The 20,098-nt window shown below is 65.3% G+C and carries 20 protein-coding genes; 9 read left to right on the plus strand and 11 right to left on the minus strand.

Annotated elements, in window-relative coordinates:
• Window positions 1–309 precede the first annotated feature (309 nt).
• Entirely contained in the window at window positions 310–3,186 is a 2,877-nt protein-coding gene (locus tag PRtIB026_RS09710; RefSeq protein WP_203647706.1) for a ribonucleoside-diphosphate reductase subunit alpha, read from the minus strand.
• 859 nt (window positions 3,187–4,045) lie between these two features.
• Between PRtIB026_RS09710 and PRtIB026_RS09715 the strand changes: the two genes are divergently transcribed.
• Together PRtIB026_RS09715 and PRtIB026_RS09720 are read left to right on the plus strand one after the other, a co-directional pair.
• A complete protein-coding gene (locus PRtIB026_RS09715) occupies window positions 4,046–4,741 on the plus strand; it encodes a response regulator (RefSeq protein ID WP_028690938.1) in 696 nt (231 codons plus the stop codon).
• Entirely contained in the window at window positions 4,738–6,342 is a 1,605-nt protein-coding gene (locus tag PRtIB026_RS09720; RefSeq protein ID WP_203647705.1) for an ATP-binding protein, read from the plus strand. Before PRtIB026_RS09715 ends, PRtIB026_RS09720 begins: the two co-directional genes overlap by 4 nt.
• On the opposite strand, the gene PRtIB026_RS09725 is transcribed toward PRtIB026_RS09720, so the two are convergent.
• Entirely contained in the window at window positions 6,339–7,040 is a 702-nt protein-coding gene (locus PRtIB026_RS09725) for a 4'-phosphopantetheinyl transferase family protein (protein WP_267813779.1), read from the minus strand. The genes PRtIB026_RS09720 and PRtIB026_RS09725 overlap by 4 nt on opposite strands.
• 158 nt (window positions 7,041–7,198) lie before the next feature.
• Window positions 7,199–7,990: a dienelactone hydrolase family protein gene (locus PRtIB026_RS09730; protein ID WP_267813780.1), complete on the minus strand. Its 792-nt coding sequence runs from the start codon at window positions 7,988–7,990 to the stop codon at window positions 7,199–7,201.
• Between the two features lie 123 nt (window positions 7,991–8,113).
• On the opposite strand from PRtIB026_RS09730, the gene PRtIB026_RS09735 reads away from it, so the two are divergent.
• From PRtIB026_RS09735 to PRtIB026_RS09750, 4 genes are all read left to right on the plus strand, one after another.
• Window positions 8,114–8,719, plus strand: a complete 606-nt coding sequence (locus PRtIB026_RS09735) for an outer membrane protein (protein ID WP_050704272.1) — start codon at window positions 8,114–8,116, stop codon at window positions 8,717–8,719.
• Between the two features lie 128 nt (window positions 8,720–8,847).
• Window positions 8,848–9,525, plus strand: coding sequence for a response regulator (locus PRtIB026_RS09740; RefSeq protein WP_028690933.1), 678 nt, complete (start codon window positions 8,848–8,850; stop codon window positions 9,523–9,525).
• Window positions 9,522–10,862, plus strand: coding sequence for an ATP-binding protein (locus tag PRtIB026_RS09745; RefSeq protein WP_203647704.1), 1,341 nt, complete (start codon window positions 9,522–9,524; stop codon window positions 10,860–10,862). Before PRtIB026_RS09740 ends, PRtIB026_RS09745 begins: the two co-directional genes overlap by 4 nt.
• A 419-nt stretch (window positions 10,863–11,281) precedes the next feature.
• Window positions 11,282–12,604 (plus strand): dicarboxylate/amino acid:cation symporter, encoded by a 1,323-nt coding sequence (locus PRtIB026_RS09750; protein WP_110736363.1) that lies wholly within the window; start codon window positions 11,282–11,284, stop codon window positions 12,602–12,604.
• Between the two features lie 205 nt (window positions 12,605–12,809).
• Here PRtIB026_RS09750 and PRtIB026_RS09755 read toward each other — a convergent pair whose 3' ends face one another.
• Window positions 12,810–13,304 (minus strand): SprT family zinc-dependent metalloprotease, encoded by a 495-nt coding sequence (locus PRtIB026_RS09755; protein ID WP_203647703.1) that lies wholly within the window; start codon window positions 13,302–13,304, stop codon window positions 12,810–12,812.
• 141 nt (window positions 13,305–13,445) lie between these two features.
• Entirely contained in the window at window positions 13,446–14,045 is a 600-nt protein-coding gene (locus tag PRtIB026_RS09760; protein WP_028690929.1) for a Yip1 family protein, read from the minus strand.
• Window positions 14,046–14,308: 263 nt separating this feature from the next.
• Between PRtIB026_RS09760 and ttcA the strand changes: the two genes are divergently transcribed.
• Window positions 14,309–15,133: a tRNA 2-thiocytidine(32) synthetase TtcA gene (ttcA, locus tag PRtIB026_RS09765; RefSeq protein ID WP_011532643.1), complete on the plus strand. Its 825-nt coding sequence runs from the start codon at window positions 14,309–14,311 to the stop codon at window positions 15,131–15,133.
• Between the two features lie 4 nt (window positions 15,134–15,137).
• Entirely contained in the window at window positions 15,138–15,809 is a 672-nt protein-coding gene (locus PRtIB026_RS09770) for a DNA-3-methyladenine glycosylase I (RefSeq protein WP_050704524.1), read from the plus strand.
• Window positions 15,810–15,925: 116 nt separating this feature from the next.
• Here the strand turns inward: PRtIB026_RS09770 and PRtIB026_RS09775 are convergent, their stop codons facing one another.
• From PRtIB026_RS09775 to arsC, 3 genes are read right to left on the minus strand one after another with little or no spacing between them, the layout of a single operon-like run.
• Window positions 15,926–16,339, minus strand: a complete 414-nt coding sequence (locus PRtIB026_RS09775; RefSeq protein WP_203647702.1) for a DUF2069 domain-containing protein — start codon at window positions 16,337–16,339, stop codon at window positions 15,926–15,928.
• Complete coding sequence (wrbA, locus tag PRtIB026_RS09780) at window positions 16,332–16,937, minus strand: NAD(P)H:quinone oxidoreductase (protein ID WP_050704525.1); 606 nt, start codon at window positions 16,935–16,937, stop codon at window positions 16,332–16,334. Before wrbA ends, PRtIB026_RS09775 begins: the two co-directional genes overlap by 8 nt.
• The gene (arsC, locus tag PRtIB026_RS09785) at window positions 16,934–17,287 is read right to left on the minus strand and encodes an arsenate reductase (glutaredoxin) (protein WP_203647701.1); all 354 of its coding nucleotides are present in this window, start codon (window positions 17,285–17,287) and stop codon (window positions 16,934–16,936) included. Before arsC ends, wrbA begins: the two co-directional genes overlap by 4 nt.
• A gap of 86 nt (window positions 17,288–17,373) precedes the next feature.
• Between arsC and PRtIB026_RS09790 the strand changes: the two genes are divergently transcribed.
• Window positions 17,374–17,841, plus strand: a complete 468-nt coding sequence (locus PRtIB026_RS09790; RefSeq protein ID WP_028690924.1) for a TlpA disulfide reductase family protein — start codon at window positions 17,374–17,376, stop codon at window positions 17,839–17,841.
• Between the two features lie 121 nt (window positions 17,842–17,962).
• On the opposite strand, the gene PRtIB026_RS09795 is transcribed toward PRtIB026_RS09790, so the two are convergent.
• Genes PRtIB026_RS09795 through PRtIB026_RS09805 form a run of 3 tightly spaced genes read right to left on the minus strand, consistent with a single transcriptional unit; the run spans window position 17,963 to window position 19,823 of the window.
• Window positions 17,963–18,367, minus strand: a complete 405-nt coding sequence (locus PRtIB026_RS09795) for an META domain-containing protein (RefSeq protein ID WP_203647700.1) — start codon at window positions 18,365–18,367, stop codon at window positions 17,963–17,965.
• Entirely contained in the window at window positions 18,368–18,802 is a 435-nt protein-coding gene (locus tag PRtIB026_RS09800) for a hypothetical protein (protein WP_028690922.1), read from the minus strand.
• A gap of 31 nt (window positions 18,803–18,833) precedes the next feature.
• The gene (locus PRtIB026_RS09805; protein ID WP_203647699.1) at window positions 18,834–19,823 is read right to left on the minus strand and encodes a 2-hydroxyacid dehydrogenase; all 990 of its coding nucleotides are present in this window, start codon (window positions 19,821–19,823) and stop codon (window positions 18,834–18,836) included.
• Between the last annotated feature and the right edge of the window lie 275 nt (window positions 19,824–20,098).

Below are 20,098 nucleotides of genomic sequence, written 5' to 3' on the forward strand. Positions count from 1 at the left end.
CGACCTGCATTACGTGCTTCCGTTCACTGGATACCGGTGGTTCGTCACGGGGTAAGAGTCTAGCCCTAAATGGGATTAGATCCTATATGTAGTGTGATTTTTTTTGTTTGGCGCTACATATGGTGTTTTGATCTTGGTCAGGGCCTAGGGGGTGTATTGCCTGTAGGGCCCTGTCGCGGGGCAAGCTCGCTCCCACGTGCCGTTCCCACGCACCGCTCCCGCAGGGAATGTCGGGGCGCAAAAAAATGCCGCCTCAGCCACCCGTGAGGGCGGTTGAGGCGGCATCTTCAGCTCAGCGCTGCGAAGGCCTTATTGGCAGGCTTCGCAATCCGGCTCGTCGATGGCGCAAGCCTTCGGTACCGGGGCAGGGCCCGCGGCCTGGACCGGGGCGCTGTCGCCGCCGCTCGACACGGCGTTGAGCTTGCCGGTGTTGATGGTCGACTTCTCGGTGCTGGTCGCGGCCAGGGCACGGAGGTAGTAGGTGGTCTTCAGACCACGGTACCAGGCCATGCGGTAGGTCACGTCCAGCTTCTTGCCCGAAGCGCCGGCGATGTACAGGTTCAGCGACTGGGCCTGGTCGATCCACTTCTGGCGACGGGAGGCGGCATCGACGATCCACTTGGTCTCGACTTCGAACGCGGTGGCGTACAGGTCCTTCAGCTCTTGCGGGATACGCTCGATCTGCTGCACGGAACCATCGTAGTACTTCAGGTCGTTGATCATCACCGAGTCCCACAGGCCGCGGGCCTTCAGGTCGCGGACCAGGTACGGGTTGATCACGGTGAACTCGCCCGACAGGTTCGATTTCACGTACAGGTTCTGGTAGGTCGGCTCGATGGACTGCGACACGCCGGTGATGTTGGCGATGGTCGCGGTCGGCGCGATGGCCATGATGTTCGAGTTACGAATACCTTTTTGTACGCGCTCGCGCACCGGGGCCCAGTCCAGGCTCTCGGTCAGGTCGACGTCGATGTACTTCTGGCCACGGGCCTCGATCAGGATCTGCTGGCTGTCCAGTGGCAGGATGCCCTTGGACCACAGCGAACCCTGGAAGGTCTCGTAGGCGCCGCGCTCGTCGGCCAGGTCGCAGGAAGCCTGGATCGCGTAGTAGCTGACCGCTTCCATCGACTTGTCGGCGAACTCGACGGCAGCGTCCGAGCCGTAGGGGATGTGCTGCAGGTACAGCGCGTCCTGGAAGCCCATGATGCCCAGGCCGACCGGGCGGTGCTTGAAGTTCGAGTTACGCGCTTGCGGCACCGAGTAGTAGTTGATGTCGATCACGTTGTCGAGCATGCGCACGGCGGTGTTCACGGTGCGTTGCAGCTTGGCGGTGTCCAGCTTGCCGTCGACGATGTGGTTCGGCAGGTTGATCGAGCCCAGGTTGCAGACCGCGATCTCGTCCTTGTTGGTGTTCAGGGTGATCTCGGTGCACAGGTTCGAGCTGTGGACCACGCCCACGTGCTGCTGGGGCGAGCGCAGGTTGCACGGGTCCTTGAAGGTCAGCCATGGGTGGCCGGTCTCGAACAGCATCGACAGCATCTTGCGCCACAGGTCTTTGGCCTGGATGGTCTTGAATACCTTGATCTTGTTGTACTCGGTCAGGGCTTCGTAGTACTCGTAGCGCTCTTCGAAGGCCTTGCCGGTCAGGTCGTGCAGATCAGGCACTTCCGATGGCGAGAACAGGGTCCACTTGCCGTCATCGAAGACGCGCTTCATGAACAGGTCAGGGATCCAGTTGGCGGTGTTCATGTCGTGGGTACGACGACGGTCATCACCGGTGTTCTTGCGCAGCTCGATGAATTCTTCGATGTCGAGGTGCCAGGTTTCCAGGTAGGCACACACGGCGCCCTTGCGCTTGCCACCCTGGTTCACGGCAACGGCGGTGTCGTTGACCACTTTCAGGAACGGCACGACGCCTTGCGATTTGCCGTTGGTGCCCTTGATGTACGAGCCCAGTGCACGTACCGGGGTCCAGTCGTTGCCCAGGCCACCGGCGAATTTCGACAGCATGGCGTTGTCGTGGATCGCGTGGTAGATGCCCGACAGGTCGTCCGGGACGGTGGTCAGGTAGCAGCTGGACAGCTGCGGACGCAGGGTACCGGCGTTGAACAGGGTCGGGGTCGAAGCCATGTAGTCGAAGGACGACAACAGGTTGTAGAACTCGATCGCACGGGCTTCTTTATCTTTCTCTTCCAGCGCCAGGCCCATGGCCACACGCATGAAGAACACCTGCGGCAGCTCGAAGCGCACGCCATCCTTGTGGATGAAGTAGCGGTCGTACAGGGTCTGCAGGCCCAGGTAGGTGAACTGCTGGTCACGCTCGTGGTTGATCGCCTTGCCCATGCGCTCCAGGTCGTAGCCTTTCAGTGCTGGGTCGAGCAGCTCGAACTCGACGCCTTTCTCGACGTAGGCCGGCAGGGCCTTGGCGTACAGGTCGGCCATCTCGTGGTGGGTGGCGCTGTCGGCGACATTCAGGAAGCCCAGGCCTTCGGCGCGCAGGGTGTCCATCAGCAGGCGGGCGGTGACGAACGAGTAGTTCGGCTCGCGCTCGACCAGGGTACGGGCGGTCATCACCAGGGCGGTGTTGACGTCCTTCAGAGCCACGCCGTCGTACAGGTTCTTCAGGGTTTCGCGCTGGATCAGCTCGCCATCGACTTCGGCCAGGCCTTCGCAGGCTTCGCTGATGATGGTGTTCAGGCGGGCCATGTCCAGGGGGGCCAGGCTGCCGTCGGCCAGGGTGATGCGGATGCTTGGGTGCGGCTCGACCACGCTGTCGGCGTTGGAGCGGGTGGCACGCTCCTTGGCACGCTGGTCGCGGTAGATCACGTAGTCGCGGGCGACTTTCTGCTCGCCGGCGCGCATCAGGGCCAGTTCGACCTGGTCCTGGATTTCTTCGATGTGGATGGTGCCACCCGATGGCATGCGACGCTTGAACGTGGCGGTGACCTGCTCGGTCAGGCGCGCGACGGTGTCGTGGATGCGCGACGAGGCGGCGGCGGTGCCGCCTTCAACTGCGAGGAACGCCTTGGTGATGGCCACGGTGATCTTGTCGTCGGTGTAGGGGACGACAGTGCCGTTGCGCTTGATCACGCGCAGTTGGCCGGGGGCGGTGGCAGCCAGATCCTGGTTGGATTCGGCCTGCGGCGCCTTGGCCTGCGGGTTCTCGCGAGTTGTGTCGGTTTGCATGGGTGGGTGTCTCCACAGTTTCTAGTTTGTTCAGGCGCCTTGTTGGGGCGCCCACCGTTCCGTCCGCTTGCTCGATGGCCCGGGCGGGGAGGCGTCATGCACGCGCATACGCCCGCTCGGGCTTACCGACTTCGGGACAGACTCAGGAATAAGGGGCAATAACCTGCCGCTCCCTGGCCGAAGTCAAAGGTTCTGGGCGTACCCAAAATCTGTTGCTGATGAGTGGCGAGGCGTTGCCTGCAACACTCATACCCGAACAAGGCCGTCTGCGGCTTGCCTCGGTCGCCCTCCGCAGGAGCGGTTTGGCTGTTGAAATCACGTTAAGTTCAGTCGGTAAATTCGCTTGAATTTGCCTGGCGACTTGTGTTTGTGATTTTGCGCGAAACCCAACATCTAGTGGTTCGCTGCGATAGGGATACAAGATAATGCGGTCTCGGGGGCTTTGCAAGGTGAGCGCCTGTGGATAACTTGTGGGTACTTTGTGAGTGATCCGTGGGTATTCGCTGTAGGCCTTGTCCCAAGAGGTTTGCACTATTTTTTGTCTGTGCTACGCCTTCGCGCAGTTTTTTTCGGGCGCGCACCCTATCACAAAAAACGGTTCAGTCGTGGGGCGTTCTGGGTGGTTGGCAGGGGTGGGGGCGGGACGTAGTATCCGGGGCTGATGTTGCGCTTTGGTGAAGGCGGTTTTTCGCTGGAATCAAAGGGTTGTGCTGGCCTCATCGCGGGGCAAGCCCGCTCCCACGCTGAATACAGAACCATGCGTGGGATACAGAGTCATGCGTGGGAGCGGGCTTGCCCCGCGATGAAGCCGGTACAGACAACAGCAAGGCCCAAAAAAAACCAGAAGAAGGGTAAGGCCATGGACCAGCCAATCAACCGCATCCTCATCGTCGAGGACGACCAGCGCCTCGCCGAGCTCACCGCCGAGTACCTCCAGGCCAACGGCTTCGAGGTGGCGGTGGAGGGCGATGGTGGCCGTGCCGCCCGGCGCATCATCGACAGCCAGCCAGACCTGGTGATCCTCGACCTGATGCTGCCCGGCGAGGACGGCCTGAGCATCTGCCGCCGGGTGCGTGGCCAGTACGCCGGCCCCATCCTCATGCTCACCGCTCGCAGCGACGAGCTGGACCAGATCCAGGGCCTGGACCTGGGCGCCGACGACTATGTGTGCAAGCCGGTGCGCCCGCGCGTGCTGCTGGCGCGCATCAACGCCCTGCTGCGCCGCAGCGAGGCCCCGGAACGGCGCCAGGAATTGACCTTCGGCCCACTGCATATAGACAGCCGTCAGCGCGAGGCGCGCCTGAGCGGCCAGTTGATCGAGCTGACCGGCGCCGAGTTCGACCTGCTCTGGCTGCTGGCCAGCAACGCCGGGCGCGTGCTGTCCCGCGAGGAGATCTTCACCTCGCTGCGCGGTGTCGGCTACGACGGCCAGGACCGCTCCATCGATGTGCGCATTTCCAAGATCCGCCCCAAGATCGGCGATGACCCGATCACCCCGCGGCTGATCAAGACCCTGCGCAGCAAGGGTTACCTGTTCGTCGGCGAGGCGCCATGAACTCGATCTTCCTGCGCATCTATGGCGGCATGCTCGCGGTGCTGGTGCTGGTGGCCGTGCTCGGCGTGCTCAGCCTGCATCTGCTCAACGAAATCCGCGCCGGCCAGCACCGCGAGCGTCTGGCCCAGGGCACTTTCAGCCTGATGGCCGACAACCTGGCGCAACAGAACGCGGTGGAACGCACCCGTTCGCTGGTGATCTGGGAGCGCCTGCTCGGCGTGCCGCTGGACCTGCAGCCGCTGTCGGCGTTCACCCTCGACGGCGGGCAGCGGGCGCGGCTGTACCGCGACCTGGTGGTGGTGGAAAAGACCGGCCCGCATGCCGCCCGGGTGTTGCGCCGGGTTGGTCACGAGGATCTGTTGCTGGTGGCCGAGGTCAAGCAGATCAGCGAGCAGCTGGCCCGCGCCACGCTTTACCTATTGGCCGACGAACTGGTGCGCTACCCGGTGACCGAGCAGCAGGCGCGTCTGGCGCAGCTGCGCCAGAGCAAGGGCTTCGGCTTCGACATCGCCCTGCAGCGTATCGAGCGCGCTGCCCTGGACGACGACCAGCGCCGCCGGGTGGAGGAGGGCGACACGGTGATGGCCCTGGGCCGGGACGGCGATTCGATCCGCGTGTTCGCGGGGCTGTCCGGTTCGCCCTGGGTGCTGGAGATCGGCCCGCTGTACCAGCTCAACCCGTATCCGCCGCAGTTGCTGATCCTGATCGCCTTCCTCGGCCTGTGCCTGATCGGCCTGGTGGTCTACCTGCTGGTGCGCCAACTGGAGCGGCGCGTGTCGGGCCTGGAGGTGGCGGCCACGCGCATCGCCCAGGGCAGTCTCGATACCCGCGTGCCGGCCGGCGACGCCGACTCGGTGGGGCGTCTGGCCGAGGCCTTCAACGGCATGGCCGAGCACCTGCAGCGCTCATTGACCATGCAGCGCGAGCTGGTACGGGCGGTGTCCCACGAATTGCGCACGCCGGTGGCGCGGCTGCGCTTCGGCCTGGAGATGATCGAGAGCGCCAGCACCGATGAGGCCAGGGCCAAGCACCTGGCCGGCATGGACGGCGATATCCAGGACCTGGACAAGCTGGTCGACGAGATGCTGACCTACGCCCGCCTGGAGCAGGGCGCGCCGGCCCTGCATTTCCAGGTGGTGGACCTGGACGAGCTGCTGGCGCGGGTGATCGAGGAGCTGGCGCCGCTGCGGGCCGAGGTGCGGGTTGTGCGCGGGGTGTGCCACGGGCTCGACGGCGGCGACGCCCGGGTCGAGGCCGAGCCGCGTTACCTGCACCGGGCCCTGCAGAACCTGGTGCGCAATGCCATGCGCCATGCCGAATCGCAAGTGCGCCTGAGTTATCAGATCGGCCAGCAGCGTTGCCGCATCGATGTCGAGGACGACGGACCCGGGATTCCCGAAGGGGTATGGCACCGCATCTTCACCCCGTTCACCCGTCTCGATGACAGTCGCACCCGGGCCTCGGGCGGGCATGGGTTGGGGCTGTCGATCGTGCGGCGGATCATCTACTGGCACGGCGGCCGCGCCCTGGTCGGGCACAGCGAGCAACTGGGCGGGGCGTGTTTCAGCCTGAGCTGGCCGCGTGAGCAGCCGCGCGACTAGACGCTGATCAAGCTGAGCAGATGGCCGTCCTGCAGGCAGAACTGGCCATCGAGTTCGACGCCGTGGTGCCACTCGGCCGACAGGTCGGTGAGCAGGCGCAGGCGGGCGTGACCGTCGGCGGACCAGGCCAGCAGTTCGGCGTGTTCGAAATAGAAGCGCTGCCGGGTGAGCGGGTAGAGGGTCTTGAACAGGCTTTCCTTGAGCGAAAAGGTCAAGGTCACGGCCAGGGCCTGCTGGCTGCGGTCCAGGCGCTCCAGCTCGGCGGGCGTTAGGATCTCCCCGGCCAGGCGTTCGGCGCGCTCTTCGCTGAGCAGGGTTTCCTGGTCCAGGCCCAGGCCACGGCATTGGCCGTCGGCTGCGACAACCGCGGCGGCCCAGCCTTGGCCGTGGGTGATCGAGCCGTGGATGCCGGCGGGCCAGATTGGCGAGCGGTCTTCATGAGGGGTGGGAACGTAGCTTCGACCATCGAGAATCCGCAGTGCCTCGCGGGCGCAGACCCGACCGGCCAGGTACTCGGCCTGGCGCTTGGCCACCGAGCGTTGCAGGCTGGCGGTCTGCTCGATGCCGGCGCGCTGGAAGTCGTCGGCGGCCAGGCGGGCCGGGTCGAAGGCGCAGCTGACCAGCACCGCGCCGGGGACCGGGCGGGGCAGGGGCCAGTGGTGCTGGAGCGGGGCGCAGCAGGTGGGGAGTCTGTTCATGGCGGGTATTGTGCCAGCCTGGTGACTGGTGGTGGAGCAGATATTTGGGGCTGCTTTGCAGCCCTTTCGCGGCACAAGGCCGCTCCTACAAGGGCATGCGGTCTCCTGTAGGAGCGGCCTTGTGCCGCGAAAGGGCCGCAAAGCGGCCCCGGCGATCATCAGTCGAACGCGTCTTTCAAGAACGCCTGCATATCCTTCCAGGAGCTCTCGTCAGCCGCCTTGTCATACCCGATATCCGGCCCGCCATGCCCCCCATGCCCCAACCGATCCGCATCCGGGTTGGTGAACCCATGCTTGGCACCCGGAATCCCGACAAACTTGTAGTCGGCCTTGGCCGCATCCATCTCCGCCTTGAACGCCGCCACCTGCTCCGGGGTGACCATGCTGTCGGCCTCACCGTGCTCCACCAGGATCTTCGCCCGGATCACCCCAGGCTTGGCCGGCGTCTGGGTCACCAGCGCACCGTGGAAACTCACCACGCCATCGAGCTTCTTGCCCCGGCGCGCCGCATCCAGCACCACCTTGCCGCCAAAGCAGTAGCCGATGGCCGCCAGCTGGTGCTTGTTGGTGTTGGGCTGGATCTTCAACAGCTCAAGCCCGGCGTCGAAGCGCCGGGCAGCGGCTTTCGGGTCCTTCATCGCCGCCGCCATGAACGCCTGGGCGTCGGCCGGGTGCTCGGTGTTCTTGCCGTCGCCGTACATGTCGATGGCCAGGGCGTTGTAGCCCAGCGCCGCGAGGTCGCGGGCGCGGCGCTTGGCGTAGTCGTTCAGCCCCCACCATTCATGCACCACCACCACGCCCGGGCGCTTGCCCTCGATAGCGTCGTCATAGGCGTAGTAGCCGATCAGGCGCTTGCCGTCGGCATCCTGGTAGGGAATCTCGCGGGTCTGCACCGCCGCCTGGGCAAGGCTGGCGCTGCACAACAAGGCCAGGGCAAGCAGGGTACGCATGGTCGAGCTCCTTCTTCGGTTCGTTCAGCCAAGGTTCAGGCCGGGTTCAGCAGGGGTTCAGGGCGCCCTCCCTACTCTAGCCCCCAGACAGCAACAACGCATCCAACCCGGAGTACCTGAACCATGAAAACCCTCAATACCCTGATCGCCGCCATGGCCGTTTGCGCCGCCGGCCTCACCAGCGTTGCCCAGGCCGATGACAACTTCGCCAGCCTGACCTACGGCCAGACCAGCGACAAAGTCCGCAAGTCCGGCCTGCTGCAGCGCAACACCGACGGCCTGAACGCCGACGGCATCATCGGCAAGGACAGCACCTGGGGCGCGCGCCTGGGCAAGATCAACGACCAGGGCCGCTACTACATCACCTACGACAACGTCTCGGGCGATCACAGCGGCGTCAAGCTGCGCCAGGAGAACCTGCTGGGCAGCTACGACCTGTTCCTGCCGGTGGGCGATACCACCAAACTGTTCGGCGGCGGCAGCCTGGGCATGACCAAGCTGACCCAGGATTCGCCGGGCGCCCGCCGCGACACCGACTACGGTTACGCCGTCGGCCTGCAGGCCGGTGTGATCCAGGAAGTGACCGACAACACCTCGGTGGAGCTGGGCTACCGTTACCTGCGCAGCAACGCCGCCACCGAGATCGGCGCCCACGGCGGGCCGAAGGACGGTACCCTGCGCCTGACCAGCAGCGCGCAGACCTACCTGGCGGCTACCTACAAGTTCTGAGGTCGCTGTTATCCTGTGCCGGCCTCTTCGCGAGTAAACCTGCTCCCACAGGTGGTGCACAACCCTGTGGGAGCGGGTTTACCCGCGAAGAGGCCGGCACAGGGCATTCCCATTGAAAGGAGATCCACATGAAATTGCTGGTGGTCGAGGACGAGGCGCTGCTGCGTCATCACCTGTTCACCCGCCTCGGCGAGGGCGGCCATGTGGTGCAGGCGGTGGCCAACGCGGAAGAGGCCTTGTACCAGGCCGAGCAGTACAACCACGACCTGGCGGTGATCGACCTGGGCCTGCCGGGCATGAGCGGGCTGGATCTGATCCGCCAGCTGCGCAGCCTCGGCCAGACGTTCCCGATCCTCATCCTGACCGCCCGCGGCAACTGGCAGGACAAGGTCGAGGGCCTGGCTGCCGGCGCCGACGACTACGTGGTCAAGCCGTTCCAGTTCGAGGAGCTGGAGGCCCGCCTGAACGCCTTGCTGCGCCGCTCCAGCGGCTTCACCCAGTCGACCATCGCTGCCGGGCCCCTGGTGCTTGACCTCAACCGCAAGCAGGCGACCCTGGACGAGCAACCGCTGGCGCTGACCGCCTACGAATACCGCATCCTCGAGTACCTCATGCGTCATCACCAGCAAGTGGTGGCCAAGGACCGCCTGATGGAGCAACTGTACCCGGACGACGAGGAGCGCGACCCGAACGTCATCGAGGTGCTGGTCGGCCGCCTGCGCCGCAAGCTCGAGGGCGACAACGGCTTCAAGCCGATCGACACCGTGCGCGGCCTGGGCTACCTGTTCACCGAGCGCTGCCGATGATCCGTTCGCTGCGGGTGCGCCTGATGCTGGCGGCGGCGTTGCTGGCGCTGCTGTTCATGCTGGCGCTGCTGCCGGCCTTGCAGAAGGCCTTCAGCCTGGCGTTGCAGGAGTCGATCGAGCAGCGCCTGGCCTCGGACGTGACCACCCTGATTTCGGCCGCGCGCATCGAGCGCGGCCAGCTGCAGATGCCGGCGCTGCTGCCGGACGAACGCTACAACCTGCCTTACACCGGTCTGCTTGGCTACATCTTCGACCGCCAGGGCACGTTGGTGTGGCAGTCGCGGGCCACCCGTAACCGCAATATCAACTATCACCCCCGCTATGACGGACGCGGCAACGAGTTCGCCCGCATTCACCAGGACGACGGCGACGAATTCTTCGTCTACGACGTCGAGGTCAAGCTGCTCGGCGGCAAGAGCGCGGCGTTCAGCATCGTCGCCCTGCAGCCGGTGCGTGAATACCAGGACACCCTCAACGGCCTGCGCGAGAAACTCTACCTGGGCTTCGGCGCGGCGCTGCTGGCGTTGATGGTGCTGCTCTGGGCCGGCCTGACCTGGGGCCTGCGTTCATTGCGTCGGCTCAGCTCCGAGCTCGACGATGTGGAGAGCGGAGCCAGAGATGGGCTGAGTCGCGAGCATCCACGCGAGCTGCTGCGCCTGACCGGCTCGCTCAACCGCCTGCTGCGCAGCGAGCGCGAGCAGCGTCAGCGCTACCGCGACTCGCTCGACGACCTGGCCCACAGCCTCAAGACCCCGCTGGCGGTGCTGCAGGGCGTTGGCGAGAGCATGGAGCAGGGCGACCGCGAACAGGCGCGGGTGCTGCAGAGCCAGATCGAGCGCATGAGCCAGCAGATCGACTACCAGCTGCAGCGCGCCAGCCTGCGCAAGAGCGGCCTGGTGAAGCACCAGGTCGAGCTCAAGCCGTTGCTCGACAGCCTGTGCAGCACCCTGGCCAAGGTCTATCGCGACAAGCGCGTCGAGGTCAGCCTCGATATTCCGGCCCTGGCACGGGTGCCGATGGAGCAGGGCGCCTTGCTGGAGTTGCTGGGCAACCTGCTGGAAAACGCCTACCGGTTATGCCTGGGGCAGGTGCGGGTCAGCCTGCAGCAGTCGCCGGGGCTGCTGGAGCTGTGCGTCGAGGACGACGGGCCGGGCGTGCCGCCGGATCAACGCGAGCGGATTCTCGAACGCGGCGAGCGGCTGGACCGCCAGCACCCGGGGCAGGGGATCGGGCTGGCGGTGGTCAAGGACATCATCGACAGCTATGACGCCGAGCTGAGCCTGGGTGATTCGCCGTTGGGCGGGGCTGCGTTCCGTATCGCGTTCCGACTCGATTGATTCTGCCTTTCCAGTGCAGGGGGCGGTGCGTGGGAGCGGGCTTGTCCCGCGATACCGGCGAAGCCGGTGCCATCCGGCCCGGGCCTCATCGCGGGGCAAGCCCGCTCCCACCGGAAAGTCCCACTGAATACCTCTGAGGCGGATTCCCGCCAACCTGCCCTGTACGATTTCCGCCATCGGGCGGAAATCCGCCATTTCCTACGTGGTTCTTCGCCCCGTCCCGGGGCATTCACACCCTGTAATCATTGGCTGTGCACCTCAAGCGGGCACTTTGGCATCGCCCTTGCTATTCAGCTGACAGAGGCCTGCCCAGGCACTCGCCCACAACGACAAATCCCTCCGGGTACAGGAGGGTTCGCGATTCAGGTGCCCCGACATCCTGGGAAGGATGCGCCGGCCCACTTGAGGAAAAACTAGCCATGACGACTCGTCAGCCGCTGTACAAATCGCTGTATGTCCAGGTGATCGTTGCCATCACCATCGGTATCCTGCTCGGCCACTACTACCCGGAAACCGGCGTAGCCCTCAAACCCCTGGGTGACGGCTTCGTCAAACTGATCAAGATGGTCATCGCCCCGATCATCTTCTGCACCGTGGTCAGCGGCATCGCCGGCATGCAGAGCATGAAATCGGTCGGCAAGACCGGCGGTTACGCGCTGCTGTACTTCGAGATCGTCTCCACCATCGCCCTGATCATCGGCCTGGTCGTGGTCAACGTGGTCCAGCCGGGCGCCGGCATGCACGTCGACGTCAGCACCCTGAACGCCAGCAGCGTGGCCGCCTACGCCGCCGCCGGCGCGCAGCAGACCACCGTGGGCTTCCTGCTCAACGTCATCCCCAACACCGTGGTCGGCGCCTTCGCCAACGGCGATATCCTGCAAGTGCTGATGTTCTCGGTGCTGTTCGGCTTCGCCCTGCATCGCCTGGGCAGCTACGGCAAGCCGGTGCTCGACCTGATCGATCGCTTCGCCCATGTCATGTTCAACATCATCAACATGATCATGAAGCTGGCCCCGATCGGCGCCTTCGGTGCCATGGCCTTCACCATCGGCCAGTACGGCGTGGGTTCGCTGGTGCAACTGGGCTACCTGATGGCCTGCTTCTACATCACCTGCGTGCTGTTCATCCTGGTAGTGCTGGGCGGTATCTGCCGCGCCCACGGCTTCAGCGTGATCAAGCTGATCCGCTACATCCGTGAAGAGCTGCTGATCGTGCTGGGCACCTCGTCCTCCGAGTCGGCCCTGCCGCGCATGCTGGCCAAGATGGAGCGCCTGGGCGCGAAGAAATCCGTGGTTGGCCTGGTGATCCCGACCGGCTACTCGTTCAACCTGGACGGTACCTCGATCTACCTGACCATGGCCGCGGTGTTCATCGCCCAGGCCACCGACACCACCATGGACATCACCCACCAGATCACCCTGCTGCTGGTGCTGCTGGTAGCGTCCAAAGGTGCTGCGGGCGTCACAGGTTCCGGCTTCATCGTGCTGGCCGCGACCCTGTCGGCTGTCGGCCACCTGCCGGTGGCGGGCCTGGCGCTGATCCTGGGTATCGACCGCTTCATGTCCGAAGCCCGCGCCCTGACCAACCTGATCGGCAACGCCGTGGCCACCGTGGTCGTGGCCAAGTGGGTCAAGGAGCTGGACACCGACACCCTGCAGGCGGAACTGGCATCCGGCGGCTCGCCGCTGATCGACACCCGTCCAACCGACGACCTGGGCGTGGCCGAAGGCCCGGCACGTTGATCGCGGTGTGAAATGAAGAAGGCGACCCTCGGGTCGCCTTTTTTGTGCCACTTGCATAAGCCTACCCCCCCCTGTAGGAGCGGCCTTGTGCCGCGAAAGGGCCGCAAAGCGGCCCCAGGATTTCAGCGTTGATGCAAGGATCGCCGGGGCAGCTGCGCGGCCCTTTCGCGGCACAAGGCCGCTCCTACAGGGAGGTGTCCGGCATCTACTCGACGCGGGTCTCGCCGCTGTACACCAGAATCTCCCGACACCGCCGGCACAGGTACCGCCGGCCCTGGCGCACCAGCTTGTGCCGCTGGGCGGTGAACGGGAAATCACTCTCCGGGCACGGACAGCGGTAGATGTAGCGCGTCGTCACCCGCCGCTGCACTTCATAGTTGTGGCAACGGTTCGGCGGCAGCTCGTACACCCCGCGCATGATCAGCTGCCACTCCTCGCCATGGGCCTGGATACGCTCGCCGAACAGCTGGTGGGCCACCAGATGGGCGACCTCGTGGGCCACGGTCTGGCGCAGGAAGTCGTCCTGGTTCTCGTGGTACAGCTGCAGGTTGAAGCGCAGCAGGTTCTCGTGCAGGTGGGCGACACCGGCTTTCTGGCCGCGCAGCTTGAAGCTGACCTGCGGGCGCGGAAAAGGGCGTTTGAAGAAGGTTTCGGCTTGCTGGTAACAGGTTTCGACGCGTTGTCTGAGCAGCTCGGGCATGGCGGGGCAGTTCTCCTGACCGGGCATTATGCCGCAGGCAATGACCGGCTGCCGAGCCGCCGGTCAGGCACACGAAACGAAGCCGCCTTGCGGCGGCCTCGGGTGATGCCCCAGTGTTGGTTGGATCTGATAGGTATGCGTTCAGTTGGTGTAGACGGGCCCCACGCCCAGTCCCCAGATGATCACGGTCGCGGCCATGATCGCCACCAGTACCACCAGGCCCACCGCCAGCACGGAGCTGGAGAACAGGAAGCCTTCATCCGACGGTATGTTCATGAACGTCGGCAAGCCGACATACAACAGGTACACGGTGTAGCAGATGGCCGCCGTGCCGATCAGCATGCCCAGCCACAGGTGCGGGTACAGCGCCGCGAGGCCGCCGATGAACAGCGGGGTGGCGGTGTAGGTGGCGAAGGCGATGCACTGCGCCATGCTCGGGTTGGCGTCGTAGGTGCGTGCCATCCAGTGGATGAAGGCGCCCATCACCGCGACCCCGGCGAGCATCGCCAGGTAGGACATGATGCTCATCCACAGCGCGCTTTCCATGGTCAGCATCACCGCTGGCCGCTCGCCGATCACCCAGCCGACCTGGGTGGTGCCGATGAACGCCGAGACGGCGGGGATCGCCGCCAGGATCAGCGTGTGCGTCAGGTACATGTGGCTGATGCTTTCTTCCTCGCCACGGATCTCCCGCCACTCCTGGTCAGGGTGGGTGAACAGCCCAACAACGTGATGAATCATACGGGTCACTCCTATCGTCGTTGCCAAACGCCCCCCGGATGGAGCGCCTATGGCCCGAGGCCAGGACACCAAGTGCTGCGCCAATGTGGCCTTATGTCGCAGTATAGGAAGCGGATCCCGGCACAAAACCGGCTTTTTAGAGCAAATTGCGCTGTCAGGCCCGGTGCTGATTCCCTTGAAGTCTTTATCGGATTCACCTACTGCGCCGTGCGGTTTGTGCGTAAAATAGCCGGCTTTTGTCACACCTCGCGGATCCAAGCGCTATGGGCACCCTCTCGGTCAACCAGAACAAACTGCAAAAACGCCTGCGTCGTCTCGCTGGCGAAGCCATCACCGACTACAACATGATCGAGGATGGCGACAAGGTCATGGTCTGCCTGTCCGGCGGCAAGGACAGCTACACCATGCTCGACGTTCTGTTGCACCTGCAGAAGGTGGCGCCGATCAAGTTCGACATCGTCGCGGTGAACATGGACCAAAAACAGCCGGGCTTCCCTGAGCACGTGCTGCCGGCCTACCTCAAGGAGCTGGGCGTCGAGTACCACATCGTCGAGAAGGACACCTACTCGGTGGTCAAGGAGCTGGTACCCGAGGGCAAGACCACCTGCTCGCTGTGCTCGCGCCTGCGTCGCGGCACCCTGTACACCTTCGCCGACGAGATCGGCGCGACCAAGATGGCCCTGGGTCACCACCGCGACGACATCGTCGAGACCTTCTTTCTCAACATGTTCTTCAACGGCGCGCTCAAGGGCATGCCGCCGAAGCTGCGCGCCGACGACGGGCGCAACGTGGTGATCCGCCCGCTGGCCTACTGCAGCGAGAAGGACATCCAGGCCTACTCGGACATGAAGGAATTCCCGATCATCCCGTGCAACCTGTGCGGCTCGCAGGAGAACCTGCAGCGCCAGGTGGTCAAGGACATGCTGGTGGAGTGGGAGCGCAAGCACCCGGGCCGTACCGAGAGCATCTTCCGCGCCCTGCAGAACGTCGCGCCGTCGCAACTGGCCGACCGCAACCTGTTCGACTTCACCAGCCTGAAGATCGACGAGAGCGCCACCCCGCGTTTCCTCGACGTGCTGAACATCTGAGCCCATGCGCGACTATCAGTGGTTGCATGAGTACTGCCTGAACCGCTTCGGTTCGGCCCAGGCGCTGGAAGCCTTCCTGCCGCAGCCGCGCACGCCCGCGCAGCTGCGCGACATCCCTGACGATCGCTACCTGTCGACCCTGGCCCTGCGCGTGTTCCGCGCCGGGCTCAAGCACAGCCTGGTGGACGCCAAGTGGCCGGCGTTCGAGCAGGTGTTCTTCGGTTTCGATCCGCAGAAGGTGGTGCTGATGGGCGCCGAGCACCTGGAGCGGCTGATGCACGACGAGCGCATCATCCGCCACCTGGGCAAGCTCAAGAGCGTGCCGCGCAATGCGCAGATGGTGCTGGACGTGGCGAAGGAGAAGGGCAGTTTCGGCGCGTTCATCGCCGACTGGCCTGAGACCGATATCGTCGGGTTGTGGAAGTACCTGGCCAAGCATGGCAACCAGCTGGGCGGGTTGTCGGCGCCGCGGTTCCTGCGGATGGTCGGCAAGGATACGTTCATTCCCACCGATGACATGGCGGCGGCGCTGATCGCGCAGAAGATCATCGACAAGCCGCCGACCAGCCAGCGCGACTTGGCGTTGGTGCAGCAGGCGTTCAACCAGTGGCATGCAGAGAGCGGCCGGCCGCTGTGCCAGTTGTCGGTGATGCTGGCGCATACCGTCAATCATTGAGATCGCCGGGGCCGCCGTGCGGCCCTTTCGCGGTACAAGGCCGCTCCTACAGGAGTACGCGTCCCCCTGTAGGAGCGGCCTTGTGCCGCGAAAGGGCTGCAGAGCAGCCCCGGAACTTAACGCCCTTCACCCGCCAGGCGCCGCTCCTGCTGGAACTTCCAGCGCACAAACAGCAACCCGCTGACGAACAACCCCAGGCTCACCAGCACCTCGACCCAGCCGAACAGCGCCCGCGCCGGATCGAACGCCGCCAGCACGCCCTTGATGAAATAGATGTTCACCACGAAGCAGGTCCAGGCGTGCGCCCGGGCGCTGCCCATCAGCATGCCCGGCAGCAATAGCAGCAGGGGGATCAGCTCGATGGCCATGATCACCTCGACCCGCGCCCCGTGCAGGTCGGCGAACCACAGGTTGTTCACCACCAGCAGGGCGATCAGGCCGAAGAAGCAGGCCAGGCTCAGGGCGCGGGTAAAGCGCACCCGGGGGGCCAGCCAGTCCAGTGGCGGCAATACCTTCGGCTTTCTAGCCACGTTCGCCACCCAGGGCCTTGGCCGTCTTCGCCAGGCGCTGCCCGAGCGCGCGACACAGGGTGATCTCGTGCGGGTCCAGCTCACGCTTGCCGTCGGCGCCGGCATGGTGGCTGGCGCCGTACGGCGTGCCGCCGCCACGGGTCTCGAGCAGCGCCGATTCGCTGTAGGGCAGGCCGGTGACCAGCATGCCGTGGTGCATCAGCGGCAGTAGCATCGACAGCAGGGTGGTCTCCTGGCCGCCGTGCAGGCTGGCGGTGGAGGTGAACACCGCCGCCGGCTTGCCCACCAGCTCGCCGCCCAGCCACAGGCTGCTGGTGCCGTCGAGGAAGTACTTGAGCGGCGCGGCCATGTTGCCGAAGCGGGTCGGGCTGCCCATGGCCAGGCCCGCGCAGTGGCGCAGGTCGTCGAGGGTGGCGTAAAGCGCGCCGCTGGCCGGGATGTCCGGGGCCACGGCCTCGCACTCGGTGGAGATTGCCGGCACGGTGCGCAGGCGCGCCTCCAGGCCGGCCATCTCGACACCGCGGGCGATATGCCGGGCCATCTCGCTGGTCGAGCCGTGGCGGCTGTAGTACAGCACCAGGATGTAGGGTTCGCTCACGGCAGGATCTCCAGGACCTTCTCTGGTGGGCGGCCGACCACGGCCTTGTCACCGGCCACCAGGATCGGGCGCTCGATCAGCTTGGGATGCTCGACCATGGCCTTGATCAGCTGGGCGTCGCTCAGGGCCGGGTTGGCCAGCTCCAGGGCCTTGTATTCGTCTTCGCCGGTGCGCAGCAGCTGGCGCGCGCCGATGCCCAGCTTGGCAAGCAGCTGTTCGAGGGTGGCGGCGTCCGGCGGGGTCTCGAGGTAGCGCACGATGGTCGGCGCGAGGCCGCGTGCCTCGAGCAGTTCCAGGGCGCCGCGGGATTTCGAGCAGCGCGGGTTATGATAGAGGGTCAGATCGGTCATGACGGGTCGCATCCAGCTGGGTGTGGCGGCTATTCTAACCGCAGCGACCGACTTCAATGCTTGAAAACTTCGAGAAGGATTGACCCATGGCAAGGCGTTTGGCAGCTGCACTGGCCATCACCGCGAGCCTGTTGCTCGGCGGCTGCGGTGCGGACTACGGCGTGGACCAGCACGGCAATACGGTGAAGGCCGAACAGATCGACGGGCACTGGCTGGTGCTCAACTACTGGGCCGAATGGTGCGGCCCGTGCCGCACGGAAATCCCTGAGCTCAATGCCGCCGCCAAGCAGTGGGAGGCCCAGGGCATTCGGGTGGTGGGGGTGAATTTCGACGGCCTGCAGGGGCCGGACCTGAAAGCCGCCGCCGACACCCTGGGCATCGGTTTTACCGTGCTGGCCCAGGACCCGGCCGAGCGCTACGAGTTGCCGCGCAGCGAGGCGCTGCCGGTGACCTACATCATCGACGACAAGGGCAAGGTGCGTGAGCAGTTGATGGGCGAGCAGACGCTTGAAGGGCTGCAGGCGAAGATCAGGGCTTTGAAAGGCGGCGCCTGATCGATCCTGGGGCCGCTTTGCGGCCCTTTCGCGGCACAAGGCCGCTCCTACAAGGGAATGCGAACCCCTGTAGGAGCGGCCTTGTGCCGCGAAAGGGCTGCAAAGCAGCCCCCGGCGATGATCAGCCTTCCTCAGGCCAGAACCGCAGCGGCTTGCCCTCGGCCGGCCAGAAACGGATCTGCTCGATCGGCGACACATCCCAGCGCTGCACCGTTTCCAGCGCCTGCAGGAAGCGTTTTTCCTGGTCCATCAGCGCTGGCGCGCACAATTTGCGGGTCTTGCCGACCTTGCCGAAGCTGATGCGCTCGCCCTCCAGTGTGTAGGGCGCGAACCAGTGGTTGCAGCCGCCGTTGCCGTAGGCGCGACCATCGCTGGCCAGGGTCAGCGTCAGGTGGCTGTAGTCGATCAGCGGGCGCTCACCGATCCACTCCAGCACGTAGCTCTGCTCCTGCTGCAGCTTCGAGGGTTGTGCGGCGCAGCCCAGCAGGCCGCAGGCGATCAGCGCGCCGGTCAGCAGCTGTTTCACTCAACCACGCTCCCGGCACTGCGGGCACAGGTGCTTGTCGCCCTTGCTCGCCCAGCCCAGTTCCTGGATACGCGCGCTGGCGGCCGGGGCCTGGCCCTTCTTGCCCAGCTTGGCGTCGTTGGCGAACTCGAAGTCCAGCACCGCGTCGCAGCTGTCGCACTTGACCTGCCAGTTGAGGATCTCAAGCTCGTTGAACGCCGGGCCCTGGGCCACGGCGACCCACTGGCCATGCGGGTTGATCAGGTGGCGCACGGTCTCGACGGTCAGGCGCATGGACAGGTCCTTGCTGCCCTTGAGGGTGACCAGCAGGACGTCGCCCTTCTGGATCGAGCCGCCGTTGCCGGTAACCTGGTAGCGGCCAGGCACCAGCGCGCGGCACTCGATCAGGGTGTGTTGCGGGTTGAAAAGGGTGTAGCGGAAATCGTGTTCGACCATGGGTCCTCCAAAATTGCCGCGTATCCTAGCATCAACCGTTTACAAGATTGTGCGGATTGCCTGCCGCCCAGCGGTTGATGTTGTCCAGGGTGGTCGCGGCGATGGCATCCAGGGCCTCGCGGGTGAGGAAGGCCTGGTGGGCGGTGACGATCACGTTGGGGAAGGTCAGCAGGCGTGCCAGCACGTCGTCCTGCAACGGCAGGTCGGAGCGGTCCTCGAAGAACAGCTGCGCTTCCTCTTCATACACATCCAGCCCCAGGTAGCCGAGCTGGCCGCTCTTGAGCGCGTCGATCAGCGCTGGGGTGTCGACCAGCGCGCCGCGGCCAGTGTTGATCAGCATGGCGCCGGGCTGCAGCTGGGCCAGGCTCTGGGCGTTGATCAGGTGGCGGGTGTGCTCGCTCAGCGGGCAGTGCAGGCTGATGATGCGTGCCTGGCGCAGCAGCTCGGGCAGTTCCAGGTAGCGGGCGCCGAGGGCGACCAGCTCGGGGTTGGGGTAGGGGTCGTAGGCCAGCAGTTGGCAGCCGAAGCCGGCCATGATGCGGGCGAAGGCGGCGCCGATCTGGCCGGTGCCGACCACGCCGACGGTCTTGCCGTGCAGGTCGAAGCCGGTCAGCCCGTGCAGGGTGAAGTCGCCTTCGCGGGTGCGGTTGTAGGCCCGGTGCAGGCGGCGGTTGAGGGCCAGAATCAGGGCCGCGGCGTGCTCGGCGACGGCGTGGGGCGAGTAGGCCGGGACGCGGACCACGGTCAGGCCCAGGCGCTGCGCCGCAGCCAGGTCGACATGGTTGTAGCCGGCCGAGCGCAGGGCGATCAGGCGCGTGCCGCCGGCGGCCAGGCGTTCCAGCACCGGCGCGTCGAGTTCGTCGTTGATGAAGGCGCAGACCACCTCGAAGCCCTGGGCCAGCGGCGCGGTGTCGAGGGTCAGGCGGGCGGGCTGGTAGTGCAGCTCCACGTTGCCCGCACTGGCGGCGCGGGTGAAGCTTTCCTGGTCGTAGTGCTGGCTGCTGAACAACAGGGCGCGCATGGTCTGAGTCCTATCTTAAATGCCACCAGTCTAGCCAAATGGTCAGTCTGGGGGTTGACCTGTGTCTCTTGTGGGAGATCGCCCAGTCTGCTGGGCTGCGCTGTCGCGCTGGGAACTGACTTCACAGGTGATCCGCGCACCCTGTGGGAGCAACTGTCTTGCTCAATTTTTAGAATCTGGCGCGGTCCCTGTGGGAGCGGGCTTGCCCGCGAACACCGGCGCAGCCGGTGCCATCCATCGCGCTGGATTCTTCGCGGGTAAACCCGCTCCCACAG

The organism is Pseudomonas sp. RtIB026 (genome assembly GCF_016861355.2).
GTDB classification, from domain to species: domain Bacteria; phylum Pseudomonadota; class Gammaproteobacteria; order Pseudomonadales; family Pseudomonadaceae; genus Aquipseudomonas; species Aquipseudomonas peradeniyensis.